The organism is Paraburkholderia phytofirmans PsJN, assembly GCF_000020125.1.
Classification (GTDB): Bacteria; Pseudomonadota; Gammaproteobacteria; order Burkholderiales; family Burkholderiaceae; genus Paraburkholderia; species Paraburkholderia phytofirmans.
This window is the reverse complement of record NC_010676.1, coordinates 2580813-2598640: the sequence shown is the minus strand read 5'-3', so window position 1 is coordinate 2598640 and position 17828 is coordinate 2580813. Positions and strand designations below refer to the sequence as shown.

Below are 17828 nucleotides of genomic sequence, written 5' to 3'. Positions count from 1 at the left end.
CCGCAGTGCAGCGCGTTCAACGCCGTCTCGCTGCCTCCAGATGCCGGTTGCATCCGCCCCGATCGCGTTGCTCTTTCGAGACCGCACGCGTTGACCGGACGAGGGATAGTGAGATCCGAATAACGGTTTCTGCTCGGATCGTACCCAGGAATATGGAATCACGCGCCCGACTAAACGTATCGAAAACGGTGGTCAAATCGCTGGAAGCCGCGAACATCGACCACGTGTTCCTGGTGCCGGGGAAGATGATCTATCCCCTGCTGGATGCGATCGACAAGTCGCCGTCGATCCGCGGAATTGTTTGCGCACATGAGACCAGCAGTGCGTTCATGGCTGACGGCTATGCGCGGGCCAGCCGTAGATTTGGTGTCTGCGTTGGCATTTCCGGACCAGGCACCATGAATTTCGTGCCCGGTATGGCGTCCGCTCATGCAGACCGGATTCCCGTGCTGTACATTGCCGGCGGTGTCTCGTCGCGCGCGGAAGGAAAAGGTGCATTCCAGGACGCTACGCTGAGCGGCATTTTCGAAAGCGGCGTGGTGAAGAGTCTGGTAGAGAATGTGGTCGAGTTGAAGAACAAGGACAATCTTCAAGCCGAAATGCGTCGCGCCATGGACGGGCTGGACTGGATGCGTCGCGCGCAATCTTTCATCAGCATTCCTGTCGACGTCCAGCAGCACGACGCTTTGCCCGGTCAGGAAGGCTCGCGACAACCGTACGATCATGGCGAGTTCAATACATCCGGAGTCCCCGCGAACCATGCAGCATTGCAGGCTTTATGCGACCGGTTTTTACTCACATCGAAGCGCGTCGCGTTTCTGATCGGCAGTCGCGGCAATGACCCGGAAACCGCAAAGGCCTTACTCGATGTGGCCGAGAAATTTTGCATTCCTGTAGCGACTACGCTTTCTGGGAAAGGGGCGTTTCCTGAGGATCATGTACTTTCGCTCGGCGTGTACGGATTCGCAGGCCACTCGCGAGCCGTTCGCGTCATCAACTCGGACGAACTCGATGTCCTCGTCGTATTCGGCAGCGATCTGAACCAGCGCGACAGCATGAACTGGACGGAGAAGCTGACTGCCTGGAAAGAGTTGATCGTCTTCGACGACAGTTTCGATGCGCCCGCCATGGGCCATGTTGCGCGTAGCCGTGTGTTTTCCGGAATTCGTGCCTCATTTCGCCTGCTTTCAAAGATGGACGCTAACCGGCGCGCCGACTTTCACGCGGTTCTGGAACGAAGAAGAGCATGGGCCGTTGAGGTCAACCGGATTCCTCTGTACGACGATAAGTTCGAGCATCCCGGCGCGCGGGACCCAAATGGCGACGAATCGCTCTATACAGGGGACGTCGTCAAGCAACTGTGCGAACTCTTGCCGAAGGACGCAAACGTCGTGGTCGATTCCGGCGCCCATCGGATATTCATGGCTCACTACTGGCTTTCGTCGGGCATCGGCAACTACTTTTCCTCCAGTTCTCTCGCGCCGATGGGTTGGGCGATCGCGGCCGGGATCGGTATCAAGCTTGCCGCCCCGCAACGGCCATGTGTTGTCGTGACTGGAGACGGGTGCATGCTGATGCACGGAATGGAGATCCAGACCGCGGCCCGATATAACATCAAGATGCTTTACATCGTGTTAAATAATTCGGCACATGGCGCGGTCCATATCGATGCGATCAGCAAGGGCTCCGTTCCGGAACGGTTCACCAGGCTGCCGAGCCACAACTGGGCTGCGTTTGCGACTTCGCTCGCAGTCGCGGCGCGCAGGGTCGAGCGCCTTCAGGATCTGGCTGACGCGCTAAGCGAGGCGTCCCGATTTGATGGTCCGTTCCTGATTGAAGTAATGACCGGCGTATTCCCCGCACCGAACCGGTACTACGCCGAATGTGCGGCTCATCCCTGAACGTGCGCCTGGTTTCGTGGTGGTGGAGCTTACCGGGTTGAACGCAAGGGGTAAGAGGCCCGCACAGAAACTGCCGCAGAAACGGCAGTGCTCGGCCCAGCGGGAATATTCCGCCCGATGTTGACAGCTTGCCCGAGCAACCGGTCATCTACCCTGCGAACGGTCTCAGACCCTTGCCTCGCATGGGCATATCATGTCGCTCGTCTGATTCGAGCGACGCCATCAGGCTCTTCCGGTCGTTCGGCGCAAGCGTAGTAGATGCCTCAAGATCACCTTCCGCAACGCGTTGCGCTGCGTTCGCAGCGTCGGCTGGCTCGTCGCCTAACGCGCGCATGATCCCCCGCGTGATGAAGACCCCGAGCACGACAGAAATTACCATGGGATCGTGTCCCCGTTCCAGCGAGTGAATGTCCCCGTTGGGCCGTCCGCACCCAGCAGCGCAACGCGCACCGCCTCGCGAGCGCCTTCCTCGACGGTCTCGGTGCCTGCATATCCGTTTAGGTTAGTTCTGGTAAAGCCTGGGGAGACGGCATTGACCTTGATACCTTCTGGCTCGAGTTCGATGGCCATCGCCACCGTCAAAGCGTTGAGGGCCGTTTTGGACGCCGCGTAGACAGGGCCGAAGATCGCACGGTAAGGGAAGGCAGGGTTCGAGTTCGTCGTCAACGACCCAACGCCACTCGAGACGTTAACGATGCGGGAGCCCGGCGTCTTGCGCAAAAGTGGCAGCATCGCCTGGTACACAGCCAGCACGCCAAACACGTTGGTGTCCCACACCGCGCGCATTTCATCGAGATCCACGTTGCCGGGGCGCGCTGTCTTCGCATATTCCTCGACGGACTGACCGGGCTGCTTCTTCGTATTCGAAATGGCCGCGTTCTGGATAAGCACGTCAAGGCGGCCGAACTCGTTTCGAATACGTGCTGCCGCAGATGTGACCGAAGCCTGATCCGTCACGTCGAGTTGGAGCGCGACGGCACCCAGCCCGACTTCCGTGGCCGCAGCCTCGCCGCGTTCCAGGTTGCGCGACCCGACCAGTACAGTCAAGCCGCGCGCCGCGAGATCCTTCGCAATCTGAAGACCGATTCCCTGGTTCGCCCCAGTTACAAGGGCAACGGATTTTTCGTGCATAGCAATCTCCTGAACGTAATGCGCTCGCGCGAGTACAAGCCTTCTTCAATCCATGTCGCCGGGTCAGCGAACCTCGGCCGCCCATGCTTCGGCATCTGCCCCGGCCGGGATGCGCATGGGCGACGACGGGTCTGTCGCCGCGCGCCACACGGCCTCGGCGACGTCTTGCGCGCGGGTGGTGGGCGAAGAGGTATCCTGCAGTCCTGCGATAACTTTGCTGGCGAGATCGGCGTACGCCTCATGGTCGAGACCATGCATCCGGGCGCGGGCGTTCTCGCCGAACCGGGTGTCGGGCGCGCGGCCCGGCAGCACAAGACGCACTTGCACGCCAAACTGCTCCAGTTCCAACGCCATTGACGCCGTGAATGCGTTCACCGCCGCCTTGCTGGCGCTGTACGCGGCAATCAGAGGCAGCGCCTTCAGCGTGACGCTCGACGTGACATTCACGACGACGCCGGCTCTGCGTTGCCTGAACTGAGGCAGCACGGCCTGCGTCACGGCGATCGTGCCAAAGGTGTTGGTCTCGAAGATGTCGCGTACCGTCTCAAGTGCGACCAGTTCCGCCGGCGAGGCCGCGCCGAAGCCCGCGTTGTTGACGAGCACGTCGATCGGGCCGGCTGCTTCGACCGCTTTGCTGATACTTTCCGGATCGGTGACGTCGAGAGCCAGCACGCGCAAACGCTCTGAAGGCGCCAGCAGGTCGGTGCGCGGCGTGCGCATCGTCGCGACGACCCGCCAATCGCGGGCCAGAAAATAGCGGGCGATCTCGAGGCCAAATCCGGACGAACAGCCGGTGATCAGTACGGTTTTCATCGAAACTCCGTGTGAGGTGGTTTGCGTATGCCCTTACGATAGACGACCCTGACCGTACTCGATACCATCTACAATCCGAATTTCATTTGCAGGAGTCCGGCGATGATCGATCCGTTGGCCGAAGTCGTGACGTTGCTGCAGCCGGGCGCGCGCTTTTCCAAGCTGGTTCTGGGTACAGGCTCATGGCGCGTTCGCCACTCCGACAGCGGGCGGGCGTTCTACTACGTGATCCTTGAGGGCGCATGCCGCATGGCGATCGAGGGAAACGAGCCCATCGAGCTTGTCTCGGGTGACTTCGTGCTGATTCCCGCCGCCTACGGCGTGTCGATGTCCAGCCTCGTGCCACCACCGCCCGGCGTTGAAACGCTCGCGCCGCGCGCGCTTGGCAACAATGAATTCGGCATCGGCGATCCGGATGGTCCGATCGATTTGCGCATGATGGTCGGCCACTGCAGCTTCGGTTCACCCGATGCATCGCTGCTGGTCTCTTTGCTACCGCAAATCGTGCATGTCCGCGGCGTCGATCGACTGGCTACCCTCGTGCAACTCGTACGGGACGAATCGCGCGCGCAGCGGCCAGCGCGTGAGGTCGTGCTGTCACGACTGCTGGAAGTGCTGCTTATCGAGGCGCTACGGTCGACGGCGGAAACGACAGCATCACCCGGGCTGGTTCGTGGACTGTCCGATGCCCGCCTTGCGGCCGCGATCCGCGTCATGCACGAACACCCTACACGCGCGTGGACAGTTGCTGACCTCGCGAAAGAGGCCGCCCTCTCGCGCTCGACCTTCTTTGAGCGCTTCAACCGCGCGGTTGGCGTGGCGCCCATGGAATATTTGCTCACCTGGCGCATGGCGCTCGCGAAGAACCTGCTACGTCGTAATGAAGGCCGTGTCGCCGAAGTGGCACAGCGCGTTGGCTACAGCTCCGCCAGCACCTTCAGCGTCGCTTTCACGCGGCACGTCGGGCGGCCACCTTCTCAATACGCGCGCGAGGAGCAGCTGACCACTGACGACACGTGAGCAATCCAAAGCACGCTTTTCCGCTGGCCCTAAGGCCACGGAGATCAGTGGCTTGAGCATTTACCAATGACGGCTGTTTGAGCAAGCAGTCATCTGACTGCCCGAGCGAGGGGGTAACGAGTGACGCTTCCCGGCCGGTCGTTGCCGATCGCTGTGCAATCGATGGCAACGTTGCGCGAATGGCGACGCACCACCCAAAGCCGTCGGTTGAGCCGTCAAAAATCAAACGCCAAGTCGCGAGTGAGGAACTGCCGCTCATTGTCTACCTTTGTTTCCGCAAGCGGGCTCACGTGAAGAAACTCATCCGTCTCTGCGGAATTTTTAGCTATATTTTGATTTGTGAAAAGTCGCCGATTGACCATGTGACGCCGATACAAAGAGATCAACCAGGATGCGCGCCATGAGTCGGATCGCACATAGCTCGTCTTTTAGCGGCTCTGCTTACTTTCAATCGCCAACCGCCCGGGTGTGCCGAGCCGAATCGCGTCCCGCGTCAGGGCCGCGACTTCGTCGGTGAACTACTGATCGGTCAGGCGGCATCAACTCGCGCATCGCAGATAACGAGCTCGCAACAAAGTTATCTTCGCTACACCACATTACCCCGCAGTGCCCCATGCAGACAGTGCGCCGTTTCGCGTTCCTTGCGGTGTGATCGTTTTGTCCCACTTGTCGAGCGCATCGGCCGACCGTTGGGCGGCGCTCGTGACGGACTCGCGCTGGGATGCGGCGAACCGCTGTTCTGCGCTTCGCGCCTGTCTCCGATTCGTTTTTTGTCGATGCGTTTTGATGAACGTCTTGAGCATCGATATTTGCTCACGACGCCTCGAAGGAGAAGTGCAATTTTTCGAAGCATTGATATTTAGCGGGCCTCAATGGCTTCATCAAGCTTTCAGTCGTTCATGTCGTTCCGCACATCTTGGACGATCGCCTTAATGCAACATGGCCTTCAGCGGAGGGTTTCGTCTTTCCGATCGGTGGCTGTCCACAAACTGGTGGATGGCACATGGTTTGCGGTGTGGATGGTTTGGACGCAGTAGCTCTTTACGGTGTCAGAGACTTCATGATCTCCAAGATGCTTCGTAAAAATGTTTTGGACGCGCCGCCGATCCGCATCGGGTGTGCGGGCTGGGGATTGTCGAGCGCGATTGCGGCGCGATTTCCCACGCAAGGAACTCATCTTGAACGGTACGCAACGATCTTTTCAGCGGTTGAAATCAATTCGTCGTTCTATCATTCGCATCAACCAAAAACATACGCTCGGTGGGCTGCGAGCGTGCCCGATGCATTCCGGTTTTCCGTCAAAATTCTACAGAAAGTCTCCCACGAGCTCAGGCTGTCTGGTGCAGACGCCGTCATGGACGAATTTTTGCAGCAGGTCATGCAATTGGGCGATAAATTAGGGTGTCTGTTATTGCAATTGCCTCCCAGTCTGGCATTGGACGAGGTCACTGCGCGACGTTTCTTTCGCCGGCTGCGGAGCCTCACGGACACTCGCGTCGTCTGTGAACCGCGTCACGCGACATGGTTCACTGAAGAGGGTGCCCAGATGATGAAAGATGCAGGCATCGGCTGTGTGCGCTCCGATCCGCGTCCAGTCGCCGCTGCCGAACCGGTTGGCGATTCGTCTACGTTATATATCCGCCTGCATGGGTCGCCCAAAATTTACTACTCAGCCTATGACGACTCGTTCATTGAAGCGGTAGCCGCCCGGATTGTCGAAGCTCGAAACTCATGTTCGGAAGTCTGGTGTATTTTCGACAATACGGCAGCTGGCGAGGCTATTCCCAATGCTCTTATGTTGATGGAGCGACTGAGGGAAAGTGAGTCGACATAAGATGCCTGCACATGGTGCGGTCGGGCATGGCCATAATTTGGCTTGCTGCGTCGCCTTCTAGCCCCATCCCACGCTCCAGCGCTCTTCGGCATCAACCGTGCCTCGCTTCCGGACGGCAAGGCACGCCGCTTGCGTAGTACTCGAAAAGCGGACGATGTTGCGTCGCCGACGCACTTCGCACGACCTCATTTCGAAGAGGCAACATGAAAAACATGACAGGCATAGCAGCCGCGCGCGGTTACCAGATAGCGCAAAAACCGCTCGCAAAGACCGGAGGCAGCGAGTGACCGTCCGCACAACATTCCCGCTCCTCTCTTCCCGCCGAAACCATTCATGACTCTCGACCAGCGTATCAGAAGCATGCGTAGAACCATGCGCGAAATGTTCGGCATCTCCCGCTTACGCGCCGGCCAGGAAGAGATCATTCGCAGCGTGCTCGAACGGCGCGATACGCTCGCCACGATGCCGACCGGGGCCGGCAAATCGCTGTGCTATCAGCTACCCGCGCTGCATCTTGACGGCACGACCCTGGTCGTATCGCCGCTCATCGCGCTCATGAAGGATCAGGCGGACAAACTCGCTGCGTCGGGCATCGATTGCACGGTTGTGAATAGCACGTTGCGACGGCGCGCGGAGCGCGAAGCCCTGGAGCGGATCGCGGGCGGGGAGGGCGGCATCGTATTCGTTACGCCGGAGCGCCTCACGCAGCCGGCTTTTATCGATATCTTGCGATCCCATGCCGATCGCCGCATTGGACTCGTAGTGGTCGATGAAGCGCATTGCGTTTCGCATTGGGGTCACGACTTCCGGCCGGCCTTCTTGGAAATCGCGAGCGCGGTCAAAGCTATTGGCCGGCCGCCGGTACTTGCTCTGACCGCGACGGCCACCGCTGAGGTGCTGGAAGACATCGTGCGCTCGTTGGGCTTGCGCGAGCCGCGAATCGTACGGACCGGTACGCTGCGTCAAAATCTGCGCTACCGGGTCGTGCAGGTCAGCACGGCCGGCGGCAAAGACGGCGGCACTCGCGCGATGGAAGCGAAACGCGAACAACTGCGCGAACTGACCCACTCACTCGCGGGCACCGGCATTATCTACGCCGCGACGGTGGCGGACGTCGAGCGCATTCACGGCTGGCTCGTCGAGGCGGGCGAATCGGTCTCGCGCTATCACGGTCGGCTGGCCACGAACGTGCGCGACGAAGCGCAGGAGCAGTTCATGTCCGGGGCGACGCGCTTAATGGTTGCCACCAACGCATTCGGCATGGGCATCGACAAAGCGGATATCCGCTTCGTGATCCACTATCAAATGCCCGGCAGCCTCGACGCGTATTACCAGGAAACGGGCCGCGCGGGCCGGGACGGCGAACCGGCCGACTGTGTGCTCCTGTTCGATCTCGGCGACCGGCGCATTCAGCAGTTTTTTCTGGCCGGCCGTTATCCGAGCGCCGAACTTGCACAGCGCGTGTACGACGCGCTGGTGGCATGTTGCGAACAGAACGCGAAGGGCGCAACGCTCACGGCACTCAAACAAGTATTGGCCGATGTCGGAAGCGCCAAGCTGGAAGTTGCGCTGAACATGCTGGTGGACGCGCGTATTGCAGGACGTGACCGGCAGCACCGCTATCGGCTGCTCACGCGGCCAGCAGCGGACCACCCCGCCGAAACGCCACGCGAGCTAGTGGCAAAAGCTGCCGAGCGATTCGAGCAAATGAGCGCGCACGATAAGGAAACCTTGCAGAAGATGATCGACTACGCGCAGACCGGCCAATGTCGCTGGCGCGCAATTCTCGATTATTACGGCGATACGCCACACATGGAGCGCTGCGGCGTGTGCGACAACTGCGTGAGTCCGCCGCAAATCGACGTGCGGTTCGACACCGACACCCCGATCTCCGAGACATCGTCGCCGATAAAACCACGTGCATCTGAGCCGCGTGAGCCGCATCGATGGGCGCCCGGCGATCCGGTGCGTGTGCCGCGCTACGGGGTGGGTGAAGTTGCACTGGCGAGCGGCGAGCAGGTCGCGGTGCAGTTTCCGGACGGCCACACTCGCACCTTCATGTCGAACTATGTGCGAGCAGCGCGCCGGAGTCTGTCATAGCGCCACGCGGAGCCAAGCTACGTCACCATTACAAGCTTTTAAACGGAGTATTCGATGAAGCCACTTACCCTGGAACAGTTCAAGGCACAGTTGGCGGCGATGCTCCGTCGCATCCCTTATGGCACGAGTGCCGATTTGACGGACTATGCGATTGCCTTCTGGGATGGCGCCCGAGTGGTCTATGCATTCATTTCGGATAACGACGGAACCGAGCGGATCGACGATGAATTCGAGCTGGGCGAATACGAATGGAACCACTGGCATGAAGACTTTGCGAACTGGATTAGCGAGCCTGTGTTCAGCGTGAGGGCTGATCTCCACAAACGGCCCTTGGCCGCGCCGGCTGATACTGACGTACGCTAGACGACACGGTGGCACGTGCGGACGCACGCCGGGTGAACGGGCAGGAACGGCGCAGGCTGTCCTCCAAAAATCGGCGAAACCGTGCCGTGGCGTGCTAGTGCCGCTAAACGTATAAGCCGATCTCAACCCGGGCAGCTGGAAAGACGGCGTGGTGACCGCGCCGCCCGGCTTCAGGCAAGCGTTTCGCCGGTTCGCAGCGGCCGCCCGAAGCATGCGGGGTAGTCGCTATTGGTCTTGCACGCCCACACGCCCATAATGGCTCATTTCAACCATTCAACAGCCCCAGATGCGCGACCGTATCGATGAGGAGATCACCTTCCGCAAGCTGGAAGTTCTGCTCGCGTTCATGGAGACCGGCAACCTCTCGAAGGCGGCCGAGGCATTGAACGTGAGCACGGTCAGCGTGCACCGGGCGCTGCATTCGCTCGAACAAGGCGTGCGCTGTGCGCTGTTCCGGCATGAGGGCCGCAACCTCAAGTCGACGGAAGCGGCGCAAATGCTCGCCGATGTCGCCCAGGAGGTCCTCGCGCTGATGTCCGATGGCATCCGCGCGACGCGCGATGCAGCAGGCTACTCGTCGGACCGGCTGAGGATCGGCTCTTTGTATTCGCTGACCATCAACACTGTGCCTGGCATCGTCGTCGACCTCAAGGTGCGGCGGCCGGCGCTTCAGGTCGAACTCGCGCTCGGTTCGAATGCCGAGCTGCTCGACAAGCTCAAGCAAGGCACAGTCGATGCGGCGCTGATGGCCGTGCCGGAGACCGAACCCGAAGTCGACGCGCTGCCTCTTTTCGAAGACGACATCTTTTTCGCCGCACCTGCCAACTCGCCGTACGCGAAACTCGAAGCGGTCGATCTGCGTGACTGCCGCGACGAGACATTCGTTTCGCTCGGCGAGGGCTTCGTCACCTATCACGGCTTTGTCGAGGCGTTTCGCGTCGCGGACTTCACACCGAACGTGACCATGAAAGTCGGTGACATCTTCTCGCTGATGAACCTGGTGAGCGGCGGAGTCGGCTATACGCTGTTGCCGGGCCGGGTGCGCGGCGTATTCGGCGACAAGGTGCAATTCATTCCGCTCAGGCCGCAATACCTGATGCGCCAGACCATCGGCGTCAGCTTCCTGCGCGCCCGCGAGCGCGATCCGAATCTGCTCGCGCTGATGGCCGTCTGCCGTCTGCGCACGCGAAGCGTTGGCTGAGATCAAGGCCGTCAGTCGCGCGCCGACTCGCGCTCGATCAGCATGCGAAGGTGCGGCAGCGCGGTGTCGCCACAGCTTGCCGCGATGCCTTCGCCGAATGTCTCGCTGGTCAAGATGGTCAACACGTTGCCGGCCGGCATCAGTCTCTATTTGCCTGTGCTATCACGCGCCCACCAATGCCCGCGTCGCAAAGAACAGCACCGAAGGCCCGAGCAGGCAGCCGATGCCCGTGTGAAACGTCGCGATCAGCGCGCCGTACGGCACGAGCCGCCGGTCGGTCGCGGCGAGGCCGGCGCTCACGCCGCTCACCGTACCGGCAAGGCCGCCGAAGATCATCGCGGAGCGGGGCGTCTTCAATCCCATGAAGCCGGCCGCGATCGGCGTGCCGATCATCACGATGATTGCCTTGATCAGCCCCGTCGCGATGCTGAGCGCAATCACGTCCGAGCTGGCGCCGATCGCGGCGCCCGTCACCGGACCGACGATATAGGTGACCGCGCCCGCACCGATGGTCGTCATGCTGACCGCGTCGGTGTAGCCGAACGCATGAGCGATGCTCGCACCGACGACAAACGGCAACAAGGTGCCGAGCAGCAAAGACACGACACCGATCAGCCCAGCCTTGCGCGCCTCGTTAGCCTGCACCTCGAACGCGGTGGCGACGATGGCGAAATCGCGCAGCATCGCGCCGCCCATCAGGCCGACGCCTGTGAAGAGCGGCAGGTCGGCGAGTCCTTTCTGTCCGCCCGTAAAGACGCCGCCGAGCCAGGCAAGCACAAGGCCGATCACGATCGCGATGGCCGAGCCGTGCACGCGTCCAAACGTCAGTTTGCGCGAAATTAACGACGACACCCACATGATCAGACCCACAAGCGCGAACGAAGTCACGAGGCCGTTCTGAACGAATATTTTTTCGAGCATATGCAACATGATGGACTCCTGCTTCAGATCTCTTCGAGTTGCGGGGCGTTCACGAACGACGTGCTATCGCGGCCGGTGCGGGTAAGGACGCCGATGCAGCACGCGCAGACAGCGGCGGCGGCGAATGCCGACAGCAGCGCCACCGGGCCGCCCTTGATCGCCGCAACGACGTTCTGGTTGGCGGCCATGGCGACCACTACGGGGATATACATCGCGCCCCAGAAGGCCACGCCGGCTTCGCTTTCCTTGGGCAGCAGCCCCTTTTTGTGCAGATAGAGGCGCAGGAAGATCAGCAGCAGCATCGCGATGCCGACGCCGCCCACATTCGTCTTGACACCGATGGCGACCCCGAGCAGATCGCCGAGAAAGAGTCCCGCCAGATGGCAGAACGCAAGCAGTGCGGTTCCGTAAATGATCATGTTGTGTCTCCTGAATAGCGTTATTGGTTTGTGGTGAATGGATGCGAAAAAACAGCACGTGGCGCCATTACGGCTGAATCAATGTGGCGTCATTGCCATTGCTCCCATAATTTTTGACGTACCGTAACCGACGCGGCCCAGTGCGCGCTGCTCAGGACATGACGCGAGTCTAGGAAGCGAGAAATCCCGGTTCAATCAAGTTCGGGATGCGACTGTTATCCCAAGCGTAACGATCTTGAGAGGTCAGTGCGGAAAGCCTGACAGGACGGGCTGGCGCTAGGGACGCCGTTTCCCTGGGGTCTTCCCGGGCTTGCCGGCCCCTATTTGGTGAGCGGGGGAAGCCGGGGTGCGCGGGTCCGGGCTCGGACAGGCCCGCCCCATGAAGGCCGAGGCGGAGCGTGCGACTTTACCGGCTTATCCGGATTCGTATAAAGTGAATCCGTCATCTCCGCCCGAAGTGTCCGCATTGTCGCGCTTGTTCCCCGTTACCCGATAGGCGAGCCGTCAGTATGAAATACAAAGACTACTACCAGACGCTGAATGTCGAGCGCAACGCGTCTCAGGAAGACGTCAAGCGTTCATATAGGAAGCTTGCCCGGAAATACCATCCCGACGTCAGCAAGCTCCCGGACGCAGAAGATCAGTTCAAGGAGTTGGGTGAAGCCTACGACGTGCTCGGAGATCCTGAGAAGCGCGCGGCTTACGACCGCATGGGGAGCGAGTGGCGCAACGGCGAGGATTTTGAACCGCCACCGAACTGGGACGAAGGCTTCGAATTCCGCGGCGCGGGCAACGACGCCGGCGGACAACCCGACTTTCACGATATTTTCGAAAGGATGTTTGGTGGAGCGCATGGCGCGCATACGCGGCAGCGACCTGCCAATGCGCGCGGCGAGGACCATCACGCGAAGGTGCTCATCGATCTGGAAGATAGCTATCGCGGCGCCCAGCGCTCGATTTCGCTGCAGGTGCCGGTGATGGATGCGCAAGGGCATGTTTCGCTGGAAACCCGTACGCTCAATGTCACCATTCCGAAGGGGATTCGCGCGGGCCAGCACTTGCGTCTAAGCGGCCAGGGTGGCGCAGGCACCACGCCTGGGACGGCGGGTGATCTGTACCTGGAAGTCGCCTTTCGCGAACACCCGCGTTTTCAGGTGGACGGTCGCGACGTCTCGCTCGAATTGCCGGTTGCACCGTGGGAAGCGGCTCTCGGCGCACAGATTGCCGTGCCTACGCCAGACGGCTCGGTCGAGATGACGGTGCCCGCGGGTTCCGCCGGCGGCAGACGCTTGCGGCTTAAAGGCAAGGGTGTCCCGGCCAGTCCACCGGGCGATCTCTATGTGATCCTTAATATCGTGCTGCCGCCGGCGGATAGCGATAGTGCTAAAGCGGCTTACGGCGCGATGCAGCAAGCCTTCAACTTCGACCCGCGTGCGCATTTCTATCGGTGATCATCGTGAAAGAGACAAGTATGACGACCTATCTGCAAGGGCACATTGTCGATGAAAGCATCGAGTTCACCCTTGTTGAACTGAGCCAGGTGAGCGGGGCATCGGAGGAGGAATTGACGCTTTGGGTGTCCGAAGGCGTGTTTGAGCCGAAGGGCGAGCGGCCCCAAGAGTGGCGCTTCAGCGGCGCGGCGCTGCAGCGCGTGCGGACCGCACAGAGACTGGCACGCGACTTTGAAATAAATCCCCCTGGCGTGGCCCTGGTGCTCGATCTGCTCGACGAGATAGATTCATTGCGCTCGCGTGCGAAGCGTCTTCGTGGCGGCTAGTGCGTCTGCGGTTTCACCCACGAATTGCAGACGTATTTTTATAAACTGAATCAATTCCCGCTACGAAACGTCGTTCGGCTCCAACCGCAGCGCACCCCAGCCCAGCGGGGCAAACACACGGCCGCCGGCCAGTTCGACCAGTTCCACGAATCTCTCGAGTGACACGCCCGCGGCAATCCGAACCGGCGCGTTGCTGATGAAATTCTGCGTGCGCAGCCATGGCGCTTCGCCTCGATTGATTTCGTTGACACTGCGCGCTTGGCCGTCGTAACCCGCGTCGGGCGGCAGGAGCGGCCCGTCGAATGCAACGGTCAGGATCTGCTGCGCCGCATCGTCGTAAGGCGGGCCGGCGTGTTTTTCATAAGGCACACGCTCCCATCCGTCGCCCCATTGCTGATTGAGCGGCAAACGCGTGAAATAAGCCCACGGTGCACGCACGAAACAGAGCCCGTAAGCGTGGCGGGCACCGTTCAGATCGGTCGTGAGTCCCATGACGTCAGCTCCTTGAGGTGTCGGAGAAGTGAGTGCCTCACCTGTCATTCCCGGCGGCAAAAAGACCGTGTTCCGGCGCGATCTGATCGGTGTCGATACATTGCACGTGCCAGTGGCCGGACATCAGGTCGCGGCCGCGTTCCGCGCACCATTGGGCACGTCCGGTCTCGCCCTCGAACGGCCCTTCAGCGTCGTTCAGATCGAGCCCTTCGAGCACGCAAACCGGCGCCGAGCCGTCCGGGCCGCATACAAGCGTATTGCCGCAATCCACATGCAGCATGCCCCATTCAGGGAGATCAAGACCTTGATGGCCTTCGCGGGACCATTGCCGGGTGTCCTTGTCGAGCCACAGGATTGCAAATGCCATCGGATGGGCACGGTCGAACGTGTCGAGGTGGACGGTGAGGCGCATGGAGAATTCTCCGTAACATGCAGTCGCGTTCAAGTTAATTGGACCGCGAAACTCGTGACTTAAAAGATGGGTCATTGACTCAGGACCCATTGCACCAGCGTGTGCGCATCTTCTGCCGACAACGGGCCGCCGCGATCAGCGGGTAACGGCATCGCCATGTCGCCCCAATGCGCTTTGCCGCCGAGGCGCAGCTTGTGCTCCAGCATGAACTGCGCGTCGGGCACATTGCGGTAGCGCTCGGCGATCTGCTGGAACGACGGCGCGAGGAACGGCGCATCGCGCGTGTGGCAAAACATGCAATGCTGCTGGTCGACTAACGCGGTCGGCTCCGGCTCCGCGTGCGCGGTGGAGGCAGCCAGCACAAAGACGGCACATGCCGCCAGGCAGCTTCGGGATAGGATGTTCAAGGCACGCGCTCCTTTGCAACGGGCATGAGTTCAGTGTAGGAGCGCTGGCTTGCGTGCCGTTGACCTCGGTCAACCAGAACGCAAGCCCTGAATTTGACGTATCGCGCTTAGCTCCTATGCTGATGACAGATGGGCGCCGCAAGCAACGGGCTGCCCCGAGAACGCGGTGCACGACGCGTGGGCGTGCAGAAACGCCGTCCCAGGCTCCCAGCCTCTCGTCCTGCGCAACGAACCAGGTGGCGGTCATGAGGATTTATTTTCCCGAGGAACGTCCGGAGTATTGCGCGCGCGATCTCGTCGTCGCGTTTCCGGCCGAGGTGGATGGAGCGCGCGTGCAGTGCGCGATTACCGCGGAGGCGCTAGAGGATCATTTCGGCGCCGTCTCGCTGCGCGAAGACGATCTGGTCGCCGCATTCAACTCCAACCGGCATCCGATCGAACACGCAGCGAGGCGACTGCTTAACGAGATCGGTGCCAAACCGGTTTTGATGCACAGCGGCTACTTCCGCTTTTGCGAGTGAATCCCGTGGGACGGCGAAGCGCACGCCTCTTTCGATGCGTCACGCCGGCACGAAGCCGGTTATTCGCCGCTCAGGCAAGTTCGAGGAGAATCCTATGCGTGCGATGCTATTCGACGGCAGCACGACGTTTTTGCGCGAGCAGGAGTTGCCGGATCCCGTGCCCGGCGCCGGCCAGATTCTGATCGATATTCACGCGTGCGGCGTGTGCCGCACCGATCTTCATCTGGTTGACCATGAGCTCGAGCATCCCAAACAACCTGTCATTCCAGGTCACGAAATCGTCGGCACGGTCGCCGGGCTCGGCGTGGGCGTGACGGGGTTCGTCCTCGGAGACCGGGTGGGCGTGCCCTGGGTTGGCCACACGTGCGGGCATTGCCGCTACTGCCTGTCGGCGCGGGAAAATCTTTGCGACGATCCCGGTTTTACCGGCTACACGATAGACGGCGGTTTCGCGGAGCGCACCGTTGCCGACAGCCGCTACTGCTTTCACCTGCCGGAGCAGTACAGCGACATCGAGGCGGCGCCGCTGCTGTGCGCCGGCCTGATCGGCTATCGCACGTTGAGCATGGCGGGCGACGCGCAGCGCATCGGCATTTACGGTTTCGGCGCTGCGGCGCATATCGTCGCGCAGGTCGCACGTCATCAACAGCGTACTGTGTACGCGTTCACGCGCCCAGGCGATCACGCGGCCCAGCAACTCGCGCTGCGTCTCGGCGCGGCGTGGGCGGGCAGCAGCGCAGACGCACCGCCGGAGGAGCTCGATGCGGCTTTGCTTTTCGCGCCGGTCGGTGCACTCATTCCGTTAGCATTGCGGGCGGTCGCGAAAGGTGGCGTAGTGGTCTGCGGCGGCATTCACATGAGCGACATCCCGTCCTTTCCGTACGCGTTTCTGTGGGGCGAGCGGCGCGTGGTGTCGGTTGCGAATCTGACCCGCGATGATGGGCTCGCCTTCATGCGCATTGCTGGCGAGACGCACCTCGAGATCAAAACGACGACTTATCCGCTGACGGAGGCCAATCAGGCCTTGAGCGATCTGCGCGATGGCAGGCTCACGGGCGCGGCAGTGCTCGCCGTCCGTTAGCGTGGCCGGGTCCGTTGAACCGCGTCGCTTTACGATCGCGGTGTTTGCGGCCGACGGCCCGGTCGCGAGCGGCGTCCCGATTCAAACCCGCACAAGGCGTTCGTGATCGAGAATCCTGATGTCCTTGCCGTGTGTATCGAGCAGTCCGTCGCGCTGAAATTTAGAGAGCATCCGGCTGACCGTTTCGAGCTTGATTCCCAGATAACTGCCGATTTCCTCGCGCGTCATGCGCAGATGAAATTCCGCCGGCGAATATCCGCGCATTCTCAGGCGGTCCGATAAATTCAGCAGGAATGTCGCCACCCGCTGCTCGGCGGACATCGTGCCGAGCAGCATCATCTGCGATGACTCGCGCACGATCTCACCGCCCATCATGCGGTGCACGTGTTGCTGGACGGCTTTGACTTCGCGGCACATGGCTTCGAGAAGATGGAAGGGAATGATGCAAACCTTGCTGTCTTCGAGTGCGACAGCATCGCAACTATGGTAGCCGGAGCAGACGCCGTCCAGGCCCAGCGAGTCGCCGGCGAGATGAAAGCCGGTCACCTGTTCGCGGCCGTCGCGATGCATGACGACGGTCTTGAACGAGCCCGCGCGTACGGCGTAGATGCTCTGGAACGAGTCGTTCGCGCGATAGATCGTTTCGCCCTGTTTGATGGTTCGCGACGGGCAGATAAGCGATTCGATCCTTTGCAATTCTTCGACTGTCAGGCCGTGCGGCATGCAGATAGAGCGCATCGAGCAGGCCGTGCAGCTCGCTGCGCCCTTGCGCGACGCGCCTGCGCTTGCCGATACTCGTCCGGCGAGCGGCGATCCTTTTGGACGGGCAAGCGCGGGCGCGATGGCGGGAGATGCGGCGACGTCAGACATGGTGTGCTCCTGTTCAAAGACGGCGTGCGTGCGATGTTCGCCAGCAATCCGTTGGATCGTGCTTAGCGCAAGATCGAATTCGCCGGTCTTGTCGAAAAAGTAGTGGGCGCCGCCTTTCAGGCATGCCCGCCGAAACCAGGCGCCGGAATGATTCGTCAGCACCATGACAACCACATGCGGCATTCTTTGTGCAAGCAACCCCAGCAACTCCATGCCGGTGCCGCCGCTCAGACGCAACTCCGTCACGACCAGATCGGCCATACCCGTGTCGATGCCCACGAATGCCGCAGCGGGCTCCTCGGCTTCGCCGACGATCTCAACGCCGTCAAGCGCGCCGAGCAGCGCGGCCAGACGGCGCCGCACCAACACGGCATCGTCGGCGAGAAAAACACGCAGCGCGCGGAGGTCAGGGCTTGAGTTCATGACTCGAAGTATCGGCCGCGTTATCTCAAAATAAAATCGGCGCCGAATGAGCTTCGAGTAGGCAAGCAGGAAGGTGTGTAGGGAATTTCCTACACGATGATCAGGCGCATGAGGCCGATACTGCGTGCTGCGAGTGTATAGC

At 61.0% G+C, this 17828-nt stretch carries 19 protein-coding genes and 1 pseudogene; 10 read left to right on the top strand and 10 right to left on the bottom strand.

All coding sequences use genetic code 11. The annotated features are described in order from the left end of the window. The first annotated feature begins 152 nt into the window (after positions 1–152). On the top strand, positions 153–1901 hold the full coding sequence (locus BPHYT_RS31395) for a thiamine pyrophosphate-binding protein (RefSeq protein WP_012428169.1): 1749 nt from the start codon (positions 153–155) through the stop codon (positions 1899–1901). A gap of 372 nt (positions 1902–2273) precedes the next feature. Here the strand turns inward: BPHYT_RS31395 and BPHYT_RS31385 are convergent, their stop codons facing one another. Beyond that, positions 2274–3032, bottom strand: coding sequence for an SDR family oxidoreductase (locus tag BPHYT_RS31385; protein ID WP_012428167.1), 759 nt, complete (start codon positions 3030–3032; stop codon positions 2274–2276). A 63-nt stretch (positions 3033–3095) separates the two neighbouring features. After that, a complete protein-coding gene (locus BPHYT_RS31380) occupies positions 3096–3845 on the bottom strand; it encodes an SDR family oxidoreductase (protein ID WP_012428166.1) in 750 nt (249 codons plus the stop codon). A gap of 102 nt (positions 3846–3947) precedes the next feature. On the opposite strand from BPHYT_RS31380, the gene BPHYT_RS31375 reads away from it, so the two are divergent. From BPHYT_RS31375 to BPHYT_RS31350, 5 genes are all read left to right on the top strand, one after another. Beyond that, positions 3948–4865: an AraC family transcriptional regulator gene (locus BPHYT_RS31375; RefSeq protein WP_012428165.1), complete on the top strand. Its 918-nt coding sequence runs from the start codon at positions 3948–3950 to the stop codon at positions 4863–4865. A gap of 1060 nt (positions 4866–5925) precedes the next feature. Further along, positions 5926–6699, top strand: a complete 774-nt coding sequence (locus tag BPHYT_RS31365; RefSeq protein WP_049869493.1) for a DUF72 domain-containing protein — start codon at positions 5926–5928, stop codon at positions 6697–6699. A 333-nt stretch (positions 6700–7032) separates the two neighbouring features. After that, the gene (locus BPHYT_RS31360; protein WP_012428163.1) at positions 7033–8799 is read left to right on the top strand and encodes a RecQ family ATP-dependent DNA helicase; all 1767 of its coding nucleotides are present in this window, start codon (positions 7033–7035) and stop codon (positions 8797–8799) included. 54 nt (positions 8800–8853) lie between these two features. Further along, positions 8854–9162 carry a hypothetical protein gene (locus BPHYT_RS31355; protein WP_012428162.1) on the top strand — a complete coding sequence of 103 codons (309 nt, stop codon included), beginning with the start codon at positions 8854–8856 and terminating at the stop codon, positions 9160–9162. Positions 9163–9448: 286 nt separating this feature from the next. Beyond that, complete coding sequence (locus tag BPHYT_RS31350) at positions 9449–10363, top strand: LysR family transcriptional regulator (RefSeq protein WP_012428161.1); 915 nt, start codon at positions 9449–9451, stop codon at positions 10361–10363. Between the two features lie 11 nt (positions 10364–10374). Here the strand turns inward: BPHYT_RS31350 and BPHYT_RS39505 are convergent, their stop codons facing one another. From BPHYT_RS39505 to madL, 3 genes are read right to left on the bottom strand one after another with little or no spacing between them, the layout of a single operon-like run. Beyond that, on the bottom strand, positions 10375–10503 hold the full coding sequence (locus tag BPHYT_RS39505) for a hypothetical protein (RefSeq protein ID WP_012428160.1): 129 nt from the start codon (positions 10501–10503) through the stop codon (positions 10375–10377). A gap of 22 nt (positions 10504–10525) precedes the next feature. After that, positions 10526–11293 carry a malonate transporter subunit MadM gene (madM, locus tag BPHYT_RS31345; RefSeq protein ID WP_012428159.1) on the bottom strand — a complete coding sequence of 256 codons (768 nt, stop codon included), beginning with the start codon at positions 11291–11293 and terminating at the stop codon, positions 10526–10528. Positions 11294–11307: 14 nt separating this feature from the next. Further along, a complete protein-coding gene (gene madL / locus BPHYT_RS31340) occupies positions 11308–11703 on the bottom strand; it encodes a malonate transporter subunit MadL (RefSeq protein WP_012428158.1) in 396 nt (131 codons plus the stop codon). A 509-nt stretch (positions 11704–12212) separates the two neighbouring features. Between madL and BPHYT_RS31335 the strand changes: the two genes are divergently transcribed. Further along, a complete protein-coding gene (locus tag BPHYT_RS31335) occupies positions 12213–13154 on the top strand; it encodes a DnaJ C-terminal domain-containing protein (RefSeq protein ID WP_012428157.1) in 942 nt (313 codons plus the stop codon). 20 nt (positions 13155–13174) lie between these two features. Further along, a complete protein-coding gene (locus tag BPHYT_RS31330; protein WP_012428156.1) occupies positions 13175–13480 on the top strand; it encodes a chaperone modulator CbpM in 306 nt (101 codons plus the stop codon). Positions 13481–13540: 60 nt separating this feature from the next. Here BPHYT_RS31330 and BPHYT_RS31325 read toward each other — a convergent pair whose 3' ends face one another. From BPHYT_RS31325 to BPHYT_RS31315, 3 genes are all read right to left on the bottom strand, one after another. After that, positions 13541–13972: a hypothetical protein gene (locus BPHYT_RS31325; protein WP_012428155.1), complete on the bottom strand. Its 432-nt coding sequence runs from the start codon at positions 13970–13972 to the stop codon at positions 13541–13543. Positions 13973–14009: 37 nt separating this feature from the next. Then, positions 14010–14384 carry a DUF3564 domain-containing protein gene (locus tag BPHYT_RS31320; protein ID WP_012428154.1) on the bottom strand — a complete coding sequence of 125 codons (375 nt, stop codon included), beginning with the start codon at positions 14382–14384 and terminating at the stop codon, positions 14010–14012. 71 nt (positions 14385–14455) lie between these two features. After that, positions 14456–14791 carry a c-type cytochrome gene (locus BPHYT_RS31315; protein WP_012428153.1) on the bottom strand — a complete coding sequence of 112 codons (336 nt, stop codon included), beginning with the start codon at positions 14789–14791 and terminating at the stop codon, positions 14456–14458. Positions 14792–15036: 245 nt separating this feature from the next. Here BPHYT_RS31315 and BPHYT_RS31310 point away from each other — a divergent pair, with 245 nt between their 5' ends. Continuing rightward, entirely contained in the window at positions 15037–15312 is a 276-nt protein-coding gene (locus tag BPHYT_RS31310) for a DUF1488 family protein (RefSeq protein ID WP_012428152.1), read from the top strand. Positions 15313–15406: 94 nt separating this feature from the next. Beyond that, complete coding sequence (locus BPHYT_RS31305) at positions 15407–16393, top strand: zinc-dependent alcohol dehydrogenase family protein (RefSeq protein WP_012428151.1); 987 nt, start codon at positions 15407–15409, stop codon at positions 16391–16393. A gap of 81 nt (positions 16394–16474) precedes the next feature. Here BPHYT_RS31305 and fnr read toward each other — a convergent pair whose 3' ends face one another. Further along, entirely contained in the window at positions 16475–17263 is a 789-nt protein-coding gene (gene fnr / locus BPHYT_RS31300) for a fumarate/nitrate reduction transcriptional regulator Fnr (protein WP_041759802.1), read from the bottom strand. Between the two features lie 87 nt (positions 17264–17350). Beyond that, positions 17351–17686 (bottom strand): annotated as a pseudogene (locus tag BPHYT_RS39295) (response regulator); the annotation flags it as partial. Positions 17687–17828 lie beyond the last annotated feature (142 nt).